The sequence below is a fragment of the Magnetococcales bacterium genome (assembly GCA_015231175.1).
GTDB lineage: Bacteria > Pseudomonadota > Magnetococcia > Magnetococcales > DC0425bin3 > HA3dbin3.
This window is the reverse complement of sequence record JADGBZ010000001.1, coordinates 41,159-56,581: the sequence shown is the minus strand read 5'-3', so window position 1 is coordinate 56,581 and position 15,423 is coordinate 41,159. Positions and strand designations below refer to the sequence as shown.

The 15,423-nt window shown below is 55.3% G+C and carries 16 protein-coding genes and 1 tRNA gene; 9 read left to right on the top strand and 8 right to left on the bottom strand.

Translation table 11 applies throughout. The features are described from left to right. Positions 1 to 2: 2 nt before the first annotated feature. The 9 genes from HQL63_00275 to HQL63_00235 all read left to right on the top strand — a co-directional run bounded on the left by HQL63_00275 (position 3) and on the right by HQL63_00235 (position 7,645). Positions 3 to 710, top strand: a complete 708-nt coding sequence (locus tag HQL63_00275; protein ID MBF0175273.1) for a glycosyltransferase family 2 protein — start codon at positions 3 to 5, stop codon at positions 708 to 710. A gap of 2 nt (positions 711 to 712) precedes the next feature. After that, positions 713 to 1,300 carry a hypothetical protein gene (locus tag HQL63_00270; protein MBF0175272.1) on the top strand — a complete coding sequence of 196 codons (588 nt, stop codon included), beginning with the start codon at positions 713 to 715 and terminating at the stop codon, positions 1,298 to 1,300. Between the two features lie 5 nt (positions 1,301 to 1,305). Then, on the top strand, positions 1,306 to 3,381 hold the full coding sequence (locus HQL63_00265; GenBank protein MBF0175271.1) for a phosphoribulokinase/uridine kinase: 2,076 nt from the start codon (positions 1,306 to 1,308) through the stop codon (positions 3,379 to 3,381). Further along, complete coding sequence (locus HQL63_00260; GenBank protein ID MBF0175270.1) at positions 3,381 to 4,163, top strand: HAD family hydrolase; 783 nt, start codon at positions 3,381 to 3,383, stop codon at positions 4,161 to 4,163. Before HQL63_00265 ends, HQL63_00260 begins: the two co-directional genes overlap by 1 nt. Positions 4,164 to 4,191: 28 nt before the next feature. Then, entirely contained in the window at positions 4,192 to 4,473 is a 282-nt protein-coding gene (locus HQL63_00255; protein MBF0175269.1) for a pyrimidine/purine nucleoside phosphorylase, read from the top strand. A gap of 187 nt (positions 4,474 to 4,660) precedes the next feature. Next, positions 4,661 to 5,182, top strand: a complete 522-nt coding sequence (cobU, locus tag HQL63_00250; GenBank protein MBF0175268.1) for a bifunctional adenosylcobinamide kinase/adenosylcobinamide-phosphate guanylyltransferase — start codon at positions 4,661 to 4,663, stop codon at positions 5,180 to 5,182. After that, on the top strand, positions 5,179 to 6,243 hold the full coding sequence (gene cobT, locus HQL63_00245) for a nicotinate-nucleotide--dimethylbenzimidazole phosphoribosyltransferase (protein MBF0175267.1): 1,065 nt from the start codon (positions 5,179 to 5,181) through the stop codon (positions 6,241 to 6,243). The genes cobU and cobT overlap by 4 nt, the downstream gene beginning before the upstream one ends. Further along, complete coding sequence (locus HQL63_00240; protein MBF0175266.1) at positions 6,236 to 6,856, top strand: alpha-ribazole phosphatase family protein; 621 nt, start codon at positions 6,236 to 6,238, stop codon at positions 6,854 to 6,856. The genes cobT and HQL63_00240 overlap by 8 nt, the downstream gene beginning before the upstream one ends. Before the next feature lie 18 nt (positions 6,857 to 6,874). Further along, positions 6,875 to 7,645, top strand: a complete 771-nt coding sequence (locus HQL63_00235) for an adenosylcobinamide-GDP ribazoletransferase (protein MBF0175265.1) — start codon at positions 6,875 to 6,877, stop codon at positions 7,643 to 7,645. A gap of 107 nt (positions 7,646 to 7,752) precedes the next feature. Here the strand turns inward: HQL63_00235 and HQL63_00230 are convergent. From HQL63_00230 to HQL63_00195, 8 genes are all read right to left on the bottom strand, one after another. Further along, positions 7,753 to 7,839: transfer RNA gene (locus HQL63_00230), tRNA-Leu, on the bottom strand. A 126-nt stretch (positions 7,840 to 7,965) separates the two neighbouring features. Continuing rightward, on the bottom strand, positions 7,966 to 8,382 hold the full coding sequence (locus HQL63_00225) for a DUF3782 domain-containing protein (protein ID MBF0175264.1): 417 nt from the start codon (positions 8,380 to 8,382) through the stop codon (positions 7,966 to 7,968). A gap of 390 nt (positions 8,383 to 8,772) precedes the next feature. Then, positions 8,773 to 9,144 (bottom strand): nucleotide pyrophosphohydrolase, encoded by a 372-nt coding sequence (locus HQL63_00220; protein MBF0175263.1) that lies wholly within the window; start codon positions 9,142 to 9,144, stop codon positions 8,773 to 8,775. A 122-nt stretch (positions 9,145 to 9,266) separates the two neighbouring features. Continuing rightward, positions 9,267 to 10,136, bottom strand: a complete 870-nt coding sequence (locus HQL63_00215; GenBank protein ID MBF0175262.1) for an SDR family NAD(P)-dependent oxidoreductase — start codon at positions 10,134 to 10,136, stop codon at positions 9,267 to 9,269. 3 nt (positions 10,137 to 10,139) lie between these two features. Continuing rightward, the gene (gene ispH / locus HQL63_00210) at positions 10,140 to 11,120 is read right to left on the bottom strand and encodes a 4-hydroxy-3-methylbut-2-enyl diphosphate reductase (GenBank protein MBF0175261.1); all 981 of its coding nucleotides are present in this window, start codon (positions 11,118 to 11,120) and stop codon (positions 10,140 to 10,142) included. 98 nt (positions 11,121 to 11,218) lie between these two features. Further along, the gene (locus tag HQL63_00205; protein MBF0175260.1) at positions 11,219 to 12,808 is read right to left on the bottom strand and encodes a hypothetical protein; all 1,590 of its coding nucleotides are present in this window, start codon (positions 12,806 to 12,808) and stop codon (positions 11,219 to 11,221) included. Positions 12,809 to 12,837: 29 nt separating this feature from the next. After that, positions 12,838 to 13,845, bottom strand: a complete 1,008-nt coding sequence (locus HQL63_00200; protein MBF0175259.1) for an RDD family protein — start codon at positions 13,843 to 13,845, stop codon at positions 12,838 to 12,840. 110 nt (positions 13,846 to 13,955) lie between these two features. After that, positions 13,956 to 15,386, bottom strand: a complete 1,431-nt coding sequence (locus HQL63_00195) for a sigma 54-interacting transcriptional regulator (protein ID MBF0175258.1) — start codon at positions 15,384 to 15,386, stop codon at positions 13,956 to 13,958. Between the last annotated feature and the right edge of the window lie 37 nt (positions 15,387 to 15,423).

The following is a 15,423-nucleotide window of genomic DNA, read 5'->3' as shown; positions in this document are numbered from 1 at the left end:
ACATGGTTGGGATCTCTCTCGTCATTCCCTGCTACAACGAAGGGGCCAATCTTTCCCTTCTGGTGGAGCGTTGTCGAAGGGTCGTGGCTCATGAAGGGGTGGAGGTGATCCTGGTGGATAACGGTTCCCGGGATGATACCCCGGCCATTTTGCAGCGCCTTCTGACTGGGGAGACGCGCATCCGCAGCGTGCGGGTTGAGCTCAATCAAGGCTATGGCTTCGGTATTCTCTCTGGTCTGCGGGTCGCAGAGCACCCCATTCTGGCCTGGACCCATGCCGACATGCAAACGGATCCCCTCGATCTTCTGAAAGGGTTGCGACTCTATCGCTCTCTCCCTGAACCGGAAAGGTTGTTTGTCAAAGGTAGACGCCATGGCCGTCCTCTGGCAGATCTTCTTTTCACCGTCGGCATGGGCGTCTTCGAGAGCATGCTTCTGCGGGTGCCCTTGTGGGATATCAACGCCCAACCAACCATGCTTCCAAAGTGTTTCTTTGAAAAGTGGCAGAATCCGCCCCACGATTTCTCCCTGGATCTGTATGCCTATTATCATGCCAAACATCAGGGTTTGCGGGTGGAACGTTTTCCGGTTTTGTTCGGCAAACGTGCGCATGGTGTTTCCCACTGGAACATCAACTGGCGGGCAAAATATAAATTTATCAAACGTACCGTGGATTTCAGTCTCTCCCTGCGACGTCGTCTGAAAGGATGACCGTGATCCTTGTCAGCCATCGCATCAATACCCGAAAGCAACTACTCGATGCGCCGCAGGAATTTGGCGTGGAGGTGGATCTTCGTTCCCGGGGTTCGGAACTGATTCTTCACCACGACCCTTTTGTCTCAGGGGAACGGTTCGAGACCTGGCTGGACGATTATAACCATCGGTTGCTCATTTTGAATGTCAAGGAAGAGGGGCTGGAGCAGGCTCTTCTGGAGATCATGGCGCAAAGGGGCATCCACGATTTTTTCTTTTTGGATCAATCTTTCCCGTTCTTGCTGAAGACCGCTAGAAGTGGCGAAACGAGATGTGCCGTCAGGGTCTCTGAGTTTGAAACCGTGGCGACGGCTCTTGCTTTGGGGGGAATGGTGGATTGGGTCTGGGTGGACTGTTTTACCCGATTTCCGTTGACCGAACACGATGTGCGGCAGTTGGGAGAGGCTCGGTTCAAACTGTGCCTGGTTTCGCCAGAGCTGCAAGGGCGTTTTGATCCGGAAGAGATTCGATCTTTGCGCGCAACTTTGCAATCCATGCATCTGAGTCCTGCTGCCGTTTGCACCAAGTTTCCCCAGCGATGGATATAACCTCCTTGGCAACTTTGTGGCGCTGCAAGTTTTTCCTGGCAGGTCTTTTGGCGCGGGGCGTACTTATCCTCGTGGCCACCTCGTGGGCGCAGGCGCATTGGTTCGTCCCCTTCATCCGTGACACGGTCCTGCATATTCCGCAGAACCCGTGGTCCACGTTTTTGTCCCAGCACGGCGACCTTTTGGCCTTCCCCTATGGTCCCGTCATGTATCTCTCTTATTTGCCCGGAGTTTTGATCGGCGCCTTATTCGACACCTTGTTGTCTTCACACGGCCTGGTCCTGATCGGCTTTGGCCTGACGACGCTCCTGTTTGACTTTTTCACCCTGATGCTGTTGCGGAGTCTTTTCCCCGCAGAGGAAAAACGGGTGTTACAGCTCTATTGGCTCTCTCCCATAGTTCTTTATGTGGGGTACTGGTACGGCCAGACCGATATCGTTCCTGTCTTCTTTCTCCTGTGTTCCTTGGCCACTCTGCGCCGCTTTCGTTTCAAACTCTCGGGAGCTTTTCTGGGCTTGGCCGTAGCGACCAAACTCAGCATGTTGATCGTTGCGCCCTTCTTTTTTCTTTATTTAAACCAAAACAAACGGTTGCATTGGGTGCGCTGGCGGCATTTTCTGGCTTTTCTGCTTCCCCTCGCGCTCCTGCAAATACCCCTCTTTTTAAGCGAAGCCGTGCAGGCTATGGTGTTGAACAATCGGGAGATGGATAAACTCTATTTTCTCAAGTTCAATATTTCAGGAGGGATCTCCATTTTTGTGGTGCCCATGGTTTACAGTCTATTGTTTTTTTTCATTTTTCAATTACGCCGAATGAATAACGAGATTTTGGTTTCTTGTATCTGTATTGGCTTTATGATTCTTCTGGTTCTGACTCCAGCTTCGGTCGGGTGGTATTACTGGTCTTTGCCATTTTTGGTCATCCATATTTTGCAGAGTGGATCTCCTTTGATGGCTTGGCTTTTGGCCCCTCTGACCATTTTTTTCCTGGGCGTCGCTCCCTTCAACAGCAGTGGGTCCGAAATAACTTGGCTGGCGTTGGACCTCACCCATCCCACCCCTGTCCATTTGCCAGAGCGGGTGTATATGTTATGGCAAACCGGGCTGGTTACGGTTTGCTTGTTTCTGCTTTGGATTCTTTTCAGGGATGGTGTCATAAAAAATGGCTATTTTCGAGTCTTTCGTCGCCCTCTGATGATCACTGTGGCGGGAGATTCCGGCAGTGGCAAGGATACCCTGGTTCTGCACCTGGCCGGTTTGTTTGGGGATGCTTCGGTGGTCAGTGTTTCGGGTGACGATTATCACCTCTGGGATCGGTTCTCGCCCATGTGGAAGGTGATCACCCATCTCAACCCCAGGGCCAACAACCTCCTTGCGTTCGTCAATGACATTCAGTCCATTTTTCGGGGGCGCCGCATCCACTGCCGCAAATATGACCACGATAGTGGACGCTTCATGCGGGGCGTGGTGGTGAATGACAACGATGTCATCCTGGTCAGTGGCTTGCACGCACTATACACACCGACGCTCAACGAAATGAGTGATGTCCGTGTTTTCTTGGATATGGACGATGATTTGCGGCGCTATTTCAAAATCAGGCGTGACGTTGCCAAACGAGGTCAATCCAGGGAGAAGGTACTGGAATTTCTCGCCAGGAGGGTTGCGGATGCGGAACGTTTCATCAAACCCCAGCGTGGTCATGCCGACATTGTGTTTTCACTTCGGCCTGTCAACTCGGAGGAGCTGGATCTTCTCGACGCGAAACACCAGAATGAATCCGCGATGAAACTCAAACTGGATGTGCAGGTGCGTAATGCAATCTATTGTGAGGAGCTTGTGCGCATCCTGATAGGCATCTGCGGTTTGCGGATTGATGTAAATCTCGATTTTGAACATGAGGTTGTTAAACTGTCCATTGAAGGGGAAGTGGGTGCCGAGGATATCTCCATGGCTTGTAAAATGCTGGTATCCCAGTCGGATGAAATGTTGGCCATTTATCCGAAATGGCAAGGTGGCATGCTGGGTGTTATGCAGTTGATCGTTATTATCCATCTGGTCAGTTCAATATACAGGAAGAAATGATGCCTGAGATCGAAATTGTCAGTCCGGATATCTTAAAACAAAAGCCGACCGCCGTGATCTTTGACACCGATAATACACTCTACGATTATGAGCCGGCCCACCGGCAGGCCCTGAAAGCCACATGTGACAAGGCCATTCAACTGTTGGGCATCAGTTCCGAGGAGTTTCTGCGCAGCTATGCCTTGGCCCGGGACAAAGTTAAGTTCCAACTCAGTGGAACCGCCAGTTCCCATAGTCGTCTGCTCTATTTTCAACGCCTGATCGAAATTTTGGGAGTCAGAACCCAAATACAAAGCACCCTGGACCTCTATCAAACCTATTGGCGTACTTTTCTTACCAACAGCAAACTCTTTTCCGAAGTCAGAGAGTTTATCTTTGACCTGCGCGACAGCGGGATTGCCACGGCGGTCGTGACGGACCTGACAGCGCAAATCCAGTTTCGCAAGTTGATTTATTTCAGATTGGATGATCAGTTCGATTTTGTGGTAACCTCCGAGGAGGCCGGTGCAGATAAACCCCATGAGCAACCATTCAGGTTGGCCATGGAAAAGCTGAATGTAGGGCCTGAGCTTGTTTGGATGATTGGCGACGATGCCGCCAAGGATATCGGTGGAGCCAGGAACATGGGTATGTTTGCCCTGCAAAAGAGGCACCACGGTGTCGTTGTCGATCAAAGAAAATTCCGTCCTGACATCATTTTCGATACCTTCGGCGCCCTGCGCAAAGCGTGTCGGCAAAGTGGTGTATTCGGAGTGGCCAAATCCTCTCATAATTTGACTTGATAATCTTTATTGGGAAGAGGTGTGATCCATGTTCAAGGTCAATGAGTATTTTTCCGGCAAAGTCAAATCCATTGCTTTCCAAACCAGCACCTTGCCGGCCACCGTAGGGGTCATGGCGCCGGGAGAGTACGAGTTCGGTACCAGCCAAAAGGAGACCATGACGGTGATCAGTGGCACTTTGGTGGTTAAACTTCCAGGGAGTACCACCTGGACACGTTTTGACCAGGGACAATCTTTCGTTGTTGACGCCCAACAAAAATTTCAACTTCAGGTCATGACGGATACTGCATATTTGTGTACTTATGAATAGGGCATATCTTTTGGGGCCAACTCTCCCAGGGGTGGATTTTGCCAGTTTGACAGGTTAACATCAGCGCCTCGCCGTTCCTGGCATGGGGTGTGTTTGTGGTCAGGGAGAATCTTGGGTGGGTGTCTGCGGCGGAGCGTATTGATTTGACAAGTATGTTCTTGGTTTTGCTTGCGTGGGGATCAATTCCATGATCGAACTTGTCCTGGGTGGATCGCGTTCCGGAAAGAGCCGCCATGCCGAAAGCTTGGCTATGGGGAGTGGCTTGGCCGTCACTTATGTGGCCACGGCGGTGGCCGGTGATGCCGAGATGGCTGATCGCATCGCCCAACACCAACTGCGGCGGCCAGTCGAGTGGGGTTTGGCCGAAGCGCCCCGCGATCTCGCTACCCACTTGGCCCGTCTTGCCGCACCAGATCGGTTTTTGTTGGTGGATTGTCTGACCTTGTGGTTGAGCCATGTTCTGGAGGACGACAATCCGCTTCCCTGGAATCGGGAGCGGGAGGCGTTGTTGACAATCGTGCCAAAACTTCCCGGCAGGATTGTCATGGTCAGTAACGAAACCGGCCTGGGTATCGTGCCCATGGGACGGTTGACGCGAAGGTTTGCCGATGAAGCGGGGTTGTTGCACCAGGAACTGGCACGTCTGTGTCACCGGGTCACCTTCCTCGTGGCGGGTCTTCCCATATTTTTGAAAGGTACCGAGCCGTGACCCAATCCTGGTGGCTGTCTCCTGCCCAACCCCTTGTGGAATCTGCGCGTCAGCAGGCCGTTCAGAGGCTGAATCAGCTTACCAAGCCCAAAGGCTCACTGGGAGTGATGGAGGAGTTGGTGGCTCACCTGGCTGCCATGCAGGGCACCCCCATTCCTGTGGTCGACCCGGGTTGGATCACGGTCTTTGCTGCGGATCACGGCGTGGCCAGGGCAGGGGTGTCAGCCTATCCGCAGGCTGTCACGGTGGAGATGATCCGCAACTTTTCCCGTGGGGGCGCGGCCATCACCGTACTTGCCCGGCAGCAGGGCATTCCTTTCGAAGTGGTGGATGTGGGGGCGGTTACGGATCCAGGGCCTCTTCCCTGGGTGATCAGCCATCGGGTCGGTGAGGGTACCGCCGACTTCCGTTATGAACCTGCCATGACTCCCAACCAATTGTACGGCGCCCTGGATGCGGGACGTGCTGCCGTCAAACGCGCCTTGGAAGCCGGGAGCCGACTGTTCATCGGCGGAGAGATGGGCATCGGCAACACGACAGCTTCCGCCGCCATCACGGTTGCCTTGTTGGGTATGCCTCCCGAGTCAGTCGCTGGCCCAGGAACGGGTGTTGACGAGGCTGGCATGGCTCGCAAGGCGGCCATCATCCAGGAGGCCTGGACACAAAATGAGATGTATTTGACCTCTCCTCTGGAAATTTTGCGCTGCCTGGGCGGTTTTGAAATCGCTGCCTTGTGTGGGGCCTACATTCATTGCGCCCAAAAGGGTCTGCCCATCCTTGTCGATGGCGTCATCTGTACGGCTGCCGCCTTGGTGGTCATTACACTGCACCCGGCCATGAAGGATTGGATGATCTTCACCCACCGCTCTTCCGAACCCGGACAACTTCCCATCCTGCGTGCCATTGCCAAACATCCTGTGCTTGATTTGCAGATGCGTCTCGGCGAGGGATCCGGGGCTGCCACGGCTTTTGCAATTCTCCGCTTGGCTTGCGCTCTGCAACAGGATATGGCCACCTTTGCAGAAGCCGCCGTCAGCCGGGAGTCGGCTTCGCATGAATAGTCCGGGGGATCCTGCGGCCACCCGCATCGATCTGTTGCGGCACGGTGAGCCGGCGGGGGGCGAACGTTATCGAGGCTCCCTGGATGACCCTTTGAGCGAGACCGGGTGGCAACAGATGCGGCAGGCCATCATCGGGCATCCACCCTGGACGCGCATCGTGACCTCACCGCTGCGCCGTTGCCGGGAGTTCGCTTACGAAATTGCCCTTGATTTGGGGATTGATGTCCAGGTTGAAGAGCGGTTTCGGGAGATGTCTTTTGGACTCTGGGAAGGACGGACTTCCGCGCAGATCATGGCCACAGAGGCCGAACACCTAGCCAACTTTTGGCGGGATCCCCTCAACTACCCGCCTCCGGAGGGAGAGCATCTCTCTCAGTTTCGTTTTCGGGTCGAAGATGCGTGGAATGACCTGGTCGGAGTGACTGGACACCGGCACGTCCTTGTTGTGGCACATGGCGGGGTGATCCGTGTCATACTGGGGGTGGTCCTGGTGATGCCCATGGAACATGTGTCCCGTTTGGTGGTGCCCTATGCTTGTATCACGCGCATCGTGGCTGACCGTGTGGCAGGGCAGCCTTTGCCACGACTTGTCTCTCACAGCGCCACGTTCTGAGCAAACGGTTGTGCTGTCGTGACACCTGTTGGACGTGCCTGGCGTTTGGCGTTGGGGCTGCTGACCCGTCTGCCGGTTCGTGCTGTGCCGCAGCCGGTGTCCGGTGTGGATTTTGGGCGTTCGGTTCTGTTCTATCCCTTGGTAGGGTTGCTGGTAGGGTTGGGGGTTGCTGGCGTGGCCTGGTTGACCCAATCAGCCGGCGATGCACTGCACGCCGCACTGGTACTCATGAGCTGGGTCGCATGGACCGGTGCCTTGCACCTGGATGGTCTTGCGGATTGGACCGATGCCGCCATCGGTGGTCTGGGTGACCGGCAACGCACTTTGGAAATCATGAAAGACCCCCGCAGTGGCCCAGCGGCTGTGACGGCTGTCGCGCTGCTTCTCCTTTTGAAGTTTGCCGCCTTGATGGATCTGCTGCCTCTCGGGCAGGCTTGGTGGAGTCTGGCAACCATTCCCGTTGTTGGGCGAGGTGTGCTCGTGGTTCTCTTTTTGACGACACCCTACGCCAACCCACAGGGCATGGCCGCAGAGGCGGTGCAAAATCTTCCACGCAAAGTGGCGATCCTGATTCTGGGCCTGATTGCGGTCTCCATCGGTTTGCTCCACCCTTTTCCCGTGGGGTGGCTGATCCTGGGGACAGCCGGTTTCATATTCCTGCTTCTTCGCGGGATCTATGTGCGGCGCGTCCAGGGGTTCACAGGCGACATGGCTGGGGCCATGTGTGAAATCACCGAGACCGCTTTGCTGGTGCTTCTGGCATGGCTGGGAAATGCCCCCGCCGGGTGATATCCAAGCGCAATGGCTGAAAAATGTCCCCGCCGGGTGATATCCAAGCGCAAAGGAGAGACAAAAAAAAGGCCAAACCAGATGGTTCGGCCTTTTGACTCTCAATTTGGTGCCCAGAAGAAGACTCGAACTTCCACGACCTTGCGATCACTAGACCCTGAATCTAGCGCGTCTACCAATTCCGCCATCTGGGCAGGCACACCGCGAAACCCCACACCGGGCATCGGCACACCAACTCCGGGAATGATAGTGTTTGGTTGGTCCTTTGTCCAGAAGGTACGTGAAAAAATTTTGCGGCCACTCGGTACCCGGCTCCGCTCTCACCAAACCCGGGGCACAAACGCTGTATCGTTGGCCAGACGTACCGTGTCACCGGCGTGGACGATAACGAACAGACCGGCGCTTATGGCATACCGGCATATATTCTCTTCGATGACGGTTCCGGCGACCGCCCCCAGCACACGTCGCTCGGGGTATTCAGGGAAAAATTCCTTGAATTCGGCCAGGCGGGAGAGGTGTTCCCGTACATCCTCCACCGACAGTTTGCTTTTGACTTCCACCACGGCCACCGTGTCGGTATTCACCACCAGGAGATCAATTTCCATTTGCCTGTTGGGGGGGAGTCGGGCCTTGATCCGGGGGCTGACCTTGTGGATGGGAATGCCCCGTTCCGCAAACAGGGTCTCGCAGGCAGGGGCAACCAAACTCTCGACAAACTCCCCCCAGCGACCACCCAACCTGCCGATCTGTGTGGAAACTTCTTTGATTTTCAGATTGGTTTCCTGGAATTTTCGTAACTATTCAGTACCCTTTCAAAAACAGCCTGGACATGAAAGCCTTTGTCAGGGCTTCGCCCCGAACCCCACCAGGACTCCGTCCTGGACCTGCCAGGGAGCCAGCCCCCTGGACCCCGATTCGTTGGCGGGTGATGAATAGTTACGAATTTTCTATCGGTTTCCTGAAATCTTCGGTCCGTTTCGGCACTGTTCTCGCGCAGGATTCGCCAGGTATCTTGGAGATCACGCTCCAGGCGGGCCTCCGCCTCCTGGGAGAGACGCCGGGCTTCCTGGGAGAGACGTTGGGACTCCTGGATCTCACGCTCCAATCTGGCCCGTGCACGTTCTTCGTCAGGCGCGGTTGCCGTCATTGTCGTGACCATTGCCGTATTCGCTGTATTTGCGGGCCTGGCCCCTGACTTTGGCGGCGGGATATTTGGCATGGTTTTTTTCGACTTTGGCCAGGGCCGCAGCCAGTGGATCCAAATGAAATTTATCGGCCAGCATGACCAGATAAATCAGGACATCACCGATTTCATCGGCCAAGGCGGCTTGTTTGACGGCAGAAAGGGATTGGCTCTCTTCGGGGGTCAGCCATTGAAACAACTCCATCACCTCTGCACTCTCAATGCCCAGAGACATGGCGAGATTTTTGGGCGTATGAAATGGATCCCACTCCCGCTCCCGGGCAAATTGACGCAGGAGCAGTCGGAGACGCTCCATGTCATTGTCAAGCAGATCATCGTGTTCACTGTCGAGAAGATCGTTGTTCTGCGTCATGGTGGCTTGGCTCCGCTGCGGACACCTCGCCGCCCCGGCAACCGGACCGGGCAGAGTGTCCTGGGTCAGTGACGATTGGCCTTGAGCAAAATCCGATCCAAAGTCTGGCGGGGGAGAATCCGGAGCAAAAAACCGAAGAGACGGGTGGGCAGGGTGACTGGGTAGCAGGCCTTGGGACGGGGACTCTCCAGGGCATGCGCCACATGTTTCAATACGGCTGCTGGAGATTGGGTAAAGAAGGAGACAGCCCCTTCAACACGCAGGCGTTCGGCGATGCCCTCGTAGACCTCGCGATGCGGCGAGGAAGCCACATCGATGTGGCGTGCAAAATGGGGCAACGAATTTTGCCGGATCCGGCTGAGGATGGGCCCGGGTTGGATCAGGGCGACGTGGATTCCCGTACCCTGCAACTCCAGGCGCAGAGTATGCGTCAACCCTTCCAGGGCAAATTTACTTGCCACGTAGGCGCCGCGATACGGCAAGGCCACCAGCCCCAATATCGAGCTGTTTTGGATGATGCGACCGAACCCCTGCCGACGCATGATGGGAATGACCCGCCGCGTCAATTCATGGGTGCCGAACAGGTTGGTCTCGAATTGTTCCCGCATCGCCTCCAGGGTCAGATCTTCTACGGCGCCGATTTGAGCATAAGCGCCATTGTTGAAGAGGGCGTCCAGGGTTCCCCCTGTGCGCGTCAAAAGCCACTCCAGGGTGGTCTGCATGGAGTCGGGATTGCGCAGATCAAGGGGGTGGGCCTCGATGTGTTCGGCTTCGAGTGCGTCCACATCCTGGGGATTGCGCACCGTGGCAAACACCCGGTGTCCCCGTTGTTTCAATCCAAGCGCGACGGCCCTGCCAATGCCCGAGGAACATCCCGTCGCCAACACTGTGCGCGGGAGGTCTTGATGGGAAGGCTGTTGCGTCAATGTGTCCATGGTCTATCCATTGGTTGTGTGAACCGTAAAATCCGATGTTTGCACGTCGTGGGCGGACTGCCCGTCCTGAAGGATTCTGGGCAAAGCAAAGGAGAGATTCTCCTTTTCGACAGAGATCACCTCCACACTCTCGATCCGCTTGTCCAGCGTGTTCAGCACTTCATCAACCAAAACCTCCGGGGCGGAGGCGCCTGCCGTAATGCCCAGAACTTTGACCCCATACAGCCATGCATCCTGGATATCCCGGGCCGATTCGATGAGATGGGCCTGTACACCAGCCCGTTCGGCCACCTCGCGCAGACGGTTGGAGTTGCTGCTGTTGGGGGCGCCCAGAACCAATATCCGATCACACTGCTCAGCCAGGGCCTTGACGGCATTCTGGCGATTCTGGGTGGCATAACAAATATCCTCCCGGGCCGGCTCGTGGATGTCCGGAAAGCGTTCCTTCAAACGGGCCACCATGTCCCGGGTTTCATCAACGGAAAGGGTTGTCTGGGTGATATATCCCACAGCCGATTCCTGGGCATCCGGCAGGTTGGCGACATCCACGGTGCGGGACACCAGATGCATTTTGCCCGGGGGCAACTGCCCCATGGTCCCTTCCACCTCCGGGTGTCCCGGATGGCCAATCAGGACCACCATGTGCCCATTCTGTTCCAACCGTTCCGCCTCCCGATGGACCTTGGCCACCAGCGGGCAGGTGGCGTCGAGCACCTGTAGACGGCGTCGCGCCCCTTCTTCCTGCACTTTTTTGGCGACTCCATGCGCCGAATAAATAACGGTGCTTCCATCGGGAATTTCATCCAACTCCTGGACAAAAATCGCACCTTTGCGGCGCAGGCTCTCGACCACCCAACGATTGTGGACGATTTCGTGGCGAACGTGGATGGGGGGACCAAATTTTTCCAACGCCCGTTGTACGATCGCAATGGCGCGATCAACGCCAGCGCAAAATCCACGTGGTTCTGCAAGCAGCACCCGCATTCACTTCTCCCTTGCATGGTTCGCACATGCCAAAGCTTTTCTCGAAAGGGTGTTGAATCGTTGCTTCATCGGAAAGGCGCCGAATGGCCATGTTTAAATCACGGTATCAGTCCAATGTGCCGGGCTGTCTGCCTCTCCACCGCAATAACACGATTGTCGCCCCGCCAACCAGGATAATAATCCCAGTTGACCTCGAAGAGTTGTGGCGAAACGATTGTGTAGGTGCCCGGTTTCTGGGCAATCCAGTTGCTGCCCAGGCTTTCAATCTCCTTCGATTGAAAAAGAACCTGATCGGCCTTGCCGCCGTCTTGAGTCACATGGGGGGGGAGAGAGTCGGCTGAGAGGTTCAGCAGTTTGATGACGGATGGGGTCAACAAAAATTTATTGTTGCCATGTTTCTCCATATACGTGCGCACCTCCTGAGGTTGGTTCGCGTCGTTCCGGACGGCTATGGCCCGAGCCGAGTCGTTCTGCCAAACCATGTTGAAACACAGGGATAAAATAACGGCTCCGATCACCATGTGGCGGAGGCGCCGAAAAGGTTGCAAGGCAGCAGCGGTCACCACCGCACCACGCGCTGTCAGGACGCACAAGTAGGGAAACAGAACAAGATGACGTTGGACAATCATGACATCTTGCTGGGACAGGTAAATCATATGAAAGACAGGCGCGAGGAAAAACCATATGGAAGTCGATATTTTTTCATCCACGACAAAATTGTAAAATCCAACGCAGAAAAATATAGAGAGCATGATAGAAATAATTGTATATTTTGAAAAAGACACAACAGATATATACTGAAATATCTTAAAAAAATGATACAACCCTGGTGTTGTCCGGTAAAACTCATGGCCTCCATGGTAATAGATTGATTCAGACAGAACGTCGCGAATGAATTGAGCCGGCTCAATGATCATCCCGGGTGTGGTCAGAATGAAGGTCAGGAAAAAAACGATACAGGCCATGCCGATCGTGCGCAGTGTAGCGAAAGGCCCTCCTGGTTGGCTCCCCCAGCTGTGCAGGCCTACAGCCGTCAGGAGAACCAGCAGCAAAAAGATGCCGGAGGGGTAGTAACTCCCCGTGGCCAGGCCAGCCGATAGCGCGGACAGTAAAATCAGGGGTCCGCCCAACCTGGATGATCGAATGGAGAGCAGCAAAAGATATTGCGTCATAAAGGAAAAGAGGGTCGTCAGGTTCTCCGTTGCCAGCCAGCGGGCCTGATAATTGACTTCCCATGCGGTCAGGAACAGAGCACTCCCCAGGAGCGCTTCCTGGGGAGAGTTCCTCATCTTCAGGATGAATAAAAAAATCCACAAACTTGTCAACAATGTCAGAAAAGAGACCCATGACCTGGCGCGGAGGAGATAGGACTTTTCGGCAATGGATCTCCGCATGCCACTGGCCATGGCGGCAAACGGGTCGTCAGGTGTGGCAGGAATTCCCTGGATGGCGTCCCTGATGGCTCGGGTGTCCGAGATGGCCGCCAACAAGGACATGTCAAACAATACCGATGGGTACCGGTACCAGTGCGGGAGAACGATGCCGTCCTTGAAAACACGATCAACGGATTTCAAGGTTTGCCACTCGTCCCAATTTTCACCAAAATCAATGCCCAGTCGTTCGTTGTGGAAGGAAAAGAGAAAAAGAACCAGCCAAAGAAGAACCGCAACCCACCTGGGTTGGATCATCGCATTAGGCAGAGCTTCGGAGTGTTTCTTCAACGACATTTTGTTGGCAGATACTTGTTGTCCACGCCGTCGAAGAGGCCGGCACCACAGCTCCAGGTAGCCCCTCCATCGTTGGTGGCTATTTGCACGCTCTTGCCCACGATCTCCTTGGCGACGGTGCTGGATCCCAACGTGGCAGTTACGATCAAAGCGGGGGTCGTTGCGCCTGGACCGGATTGGCTCAGGTCAACGCTCTCTACGTACTTTCCCGGCCCGATAAGGGGAACATTCCTGCCTGGTTCCGGCCAGTAGCCGTGTGTTGCATACCACTCCGTCAACGATTTTTCACCACTTTCGAGCAGCGACACCACTTCGGATACCTGGGCGTGTGCAGCCTGTTTCAGGTAAGAGGGCAGAACCAGGGAGGAGATGATTCCCGTGGGAAGCAAAAACATGATGGCCAGAGCGATGATCATCCAGACCTTGCGCCCCTTGGTCTCCTGGTTGTTGATGACCAGACATCCTGCCATCTTGTCGTGCAGGGCCTGTTTTTTACTGGTGAACCCGGCCATGAGGAAGCCGATGCACAGGATCATGAACGAGATGGTCTTGCCAAAGTATCGCCCGGAAGCCCTGCCAAACGACAAACGGTTGCCGGAGAGATCGGTCACCTTGATCCTGAGCAGCATTTTGCCCAGAGTGGCCTGCTTCGAGGAACTCTCCATGAGCGCCATGTAAATCCAGGCCACAAGAATACCGATGAGGTTGAAGAGAGAATCATTCTCTTTTGCTGCGGCGTTGGGGTTGTTGGAGTAGTAAATTAGCCCAAAAATAAAGCCAAAGATCATGGTGGGTATGTTCAATATCAGACTATCGTAAAAAACGGCTGCCAATCGAACCCAAAAACCGGCGTAGGTGATGGTTGCTGTCGTTGAGGGTTGAATGAATGTATCGGGAAGTGGTTTTTCCCGGGAAGAGGGATTCCCGCTTTGTTCACCGCATCGGGGACAATACGCGGCAGCCGCCGGCAACTCCGAACCGCATTTTGGACAAAACATGGTAACCTCCAAACCTGCGCCTTTAAGTCGGTTGGCCATTCACAACCCGGGGAGATTCCCCGAAAAAAAACACTTCGTCAATGGAGGAGGGGCGGATTGTGACCTCCTTCTCAAGTTTTCCCATCCTCGGGGTCGCTTGGCCCCCCCTCCATGATTTCAATCTTGCGATACAGGGTGCGCAGGCTGATACCCAACTCCTTGGCCAGTTGCGTCTTGTCATCACCGAATTGCCGCAATACCTCGTCCAGATAGAGTCTTTCGATGTGTTCCAAAGGCAGGACTTTTCGCAGGTGAAAGGTGACTGGCGCACCCTCCGTGGGCAGATGCGGACCGGGAGGAAAAAGGAGATCAAAAGCGGCTTGCGGACCGGGATGGCGCAGGGGAGGAGGGGTAGGTATGCCTTGCGCCTGGTGTGGCAAATGTTCGGGCAGCATGGTGCTGCCGTCCATCATCAGGATGGCCCGGTCCAGGATGTTCATCAACTCCCGTATGTTGCCAGGAAAGGGATAGGTCATGAGCCAGGCCATTGTCTCCGGTGCCAAATGGATCATCTGGCCGCCCTCCATGCGGTCCAGAAGCGATTGGACGAGCAGGGGGAGGTCTTCACGGCGTTCACGCAGGGGGGGCATGTGGATGGGGAATACCCCGATACGGTAGAAGAGATCCAGACGAAACTCGCCACGCGCCACCATGGCGGAGAGATCCCGGTTGGTCGCGCAGATCAACCGAAAGTTGGCATAGTGGGTGTTGACGCCACCGACCCGGCGAAAACTCTTGGTTTCCAACAGACGCAGCAACTTGACTTGCAGAGAGAGGGGGATGTCGCCAATCTCATCCAGAAAAAGCGTCCCCTGGTGTGCAACCTCAGCCAGGCCGGTTTTCCGCAAGTGAGCGCCGGTAAAGGCGCCGCGCTCATATCCAAACAGCTCACTCTCGAACAGACTCTCGGTCAAACCGGAGCATTCAACAGGGACAAAAGGCATGTTCGCCCGCGGACTGGCCTGATGAATGGCCCGGGCAACCACCTCCTTGCCGGTGCCCGACTCGCCCAGCAAGAGGACGGAAGCCTTGCTGTTGGCAACCCGCTGGATCATCCGCAGCATGTGCTGAAAAGCTGGCGAGGAACCGACCAACCCCACGGGGGCCGGGTCGGCAGAAGCGATGCGGACCGGGGTCAAAATCTCCAAATAATGGGTGATTCGGCCTGCCTGGTCATGAATGGGTCGGATCTCCACATCAACATACTCTTTCCCCTCGGAGGTCTGATGCACGTGGAGCAGACGTTGACTCAGTCCAGTCTCCAAACAAGCATGCAGAGGACAGGACTCCCCCTCCTGATCGCAGGGGCGCGCATAGGCGTGGGATATCTCATAGCACCGCACCTCCCCCAGAGCCACGATGGGACCATAAGTCTCCTCGTAAAGCTTGTTGCAGGCCAGAACACGATACTCCAGGTCGACCAGAATGGTCGGCACGGGATGAATGCTTAAAAATGCCGCAGCATCGATGGTCGGAATGGTGTGCGCCAGGGAGACCGTCATGCAGTGGAACCTTTCGGGCGGAGGATGTGTGCGAAAC

Coding starts and splice junctions, on each gene's coding strand:
- ispH (MBF0175261.1), bottom strand. CDS start 11,120: ATGCGGGTGCTGCTTGCAGAACCACGTGGATTTTGCGCTGGCGTTGAT.
- HQL63_00215 (MBF0175262.1), bottom strand. CDS start 10,136: ATGGACACATTGACGCAACAGCCTTCCCATCAAGACCTCCCGCGCACA.
- HQL63_00240 (MBF0175266.1), top strand. CDS start 6,236: ATGAATAGTCCGGGGGATCCTGCGGCCACCCGCATCGATCTGTTGCGG.
- HQL63_00220 (MBF0175263.1), bottom strand. CDS start 9,144: ATGGAGCGTCTCCGACTGCTCCTGCGTCAATTTGCCCGGGAGCGGGAG.
- HQL63_00260 (MBF0175270.1), top strand. CDS start 3,381: ATGCCTGAGATCGAAATTGTCAGTCCGGATATCTTAAAACAAAAGCCG.
- HQL63_00255 (MBF0175269.1), top strand. CDS start 4,192: ATGTTCAAGGTCAATGAGTATTTTTCCGGCAAAGTCAAATCCATTGCT.
- HQL63_00195 (MBF0175258.1), bottom strand. CDS start 15,386: ATGACGGTCTCCCTGGCGCACACCATTCCGACCATCGATGCTGCGGCA.
- HQL63_00205 (MBF0175260.1), bottom strand. CDS start 12,808: ATGATCCAACCCAGGTGGGTTGCGGTTCTTCTTTGGCTGGTTCTTTTT.
- cobU (MBF0175268.1), top strand. CDS start 4,661: ATGATCGAACTTGTCCTGGGTGGATCGCGTTCCGGAAAGAGCCGCCAT.
- HQL63_00200 (MBF0175259.1), bottom strand. CDS start 13,845: ATGTTTTGTCCAAAATGCGGTTCGGAGTTGCCGGCGGCTGCCGCGTAT.
- HQL63_00275 (MBF0175273.1), top strand. CDS start 3: ATGGTTGGGATCTCTCTCGTCATTCCCTGCTACAACGAAGGGGCCAAT.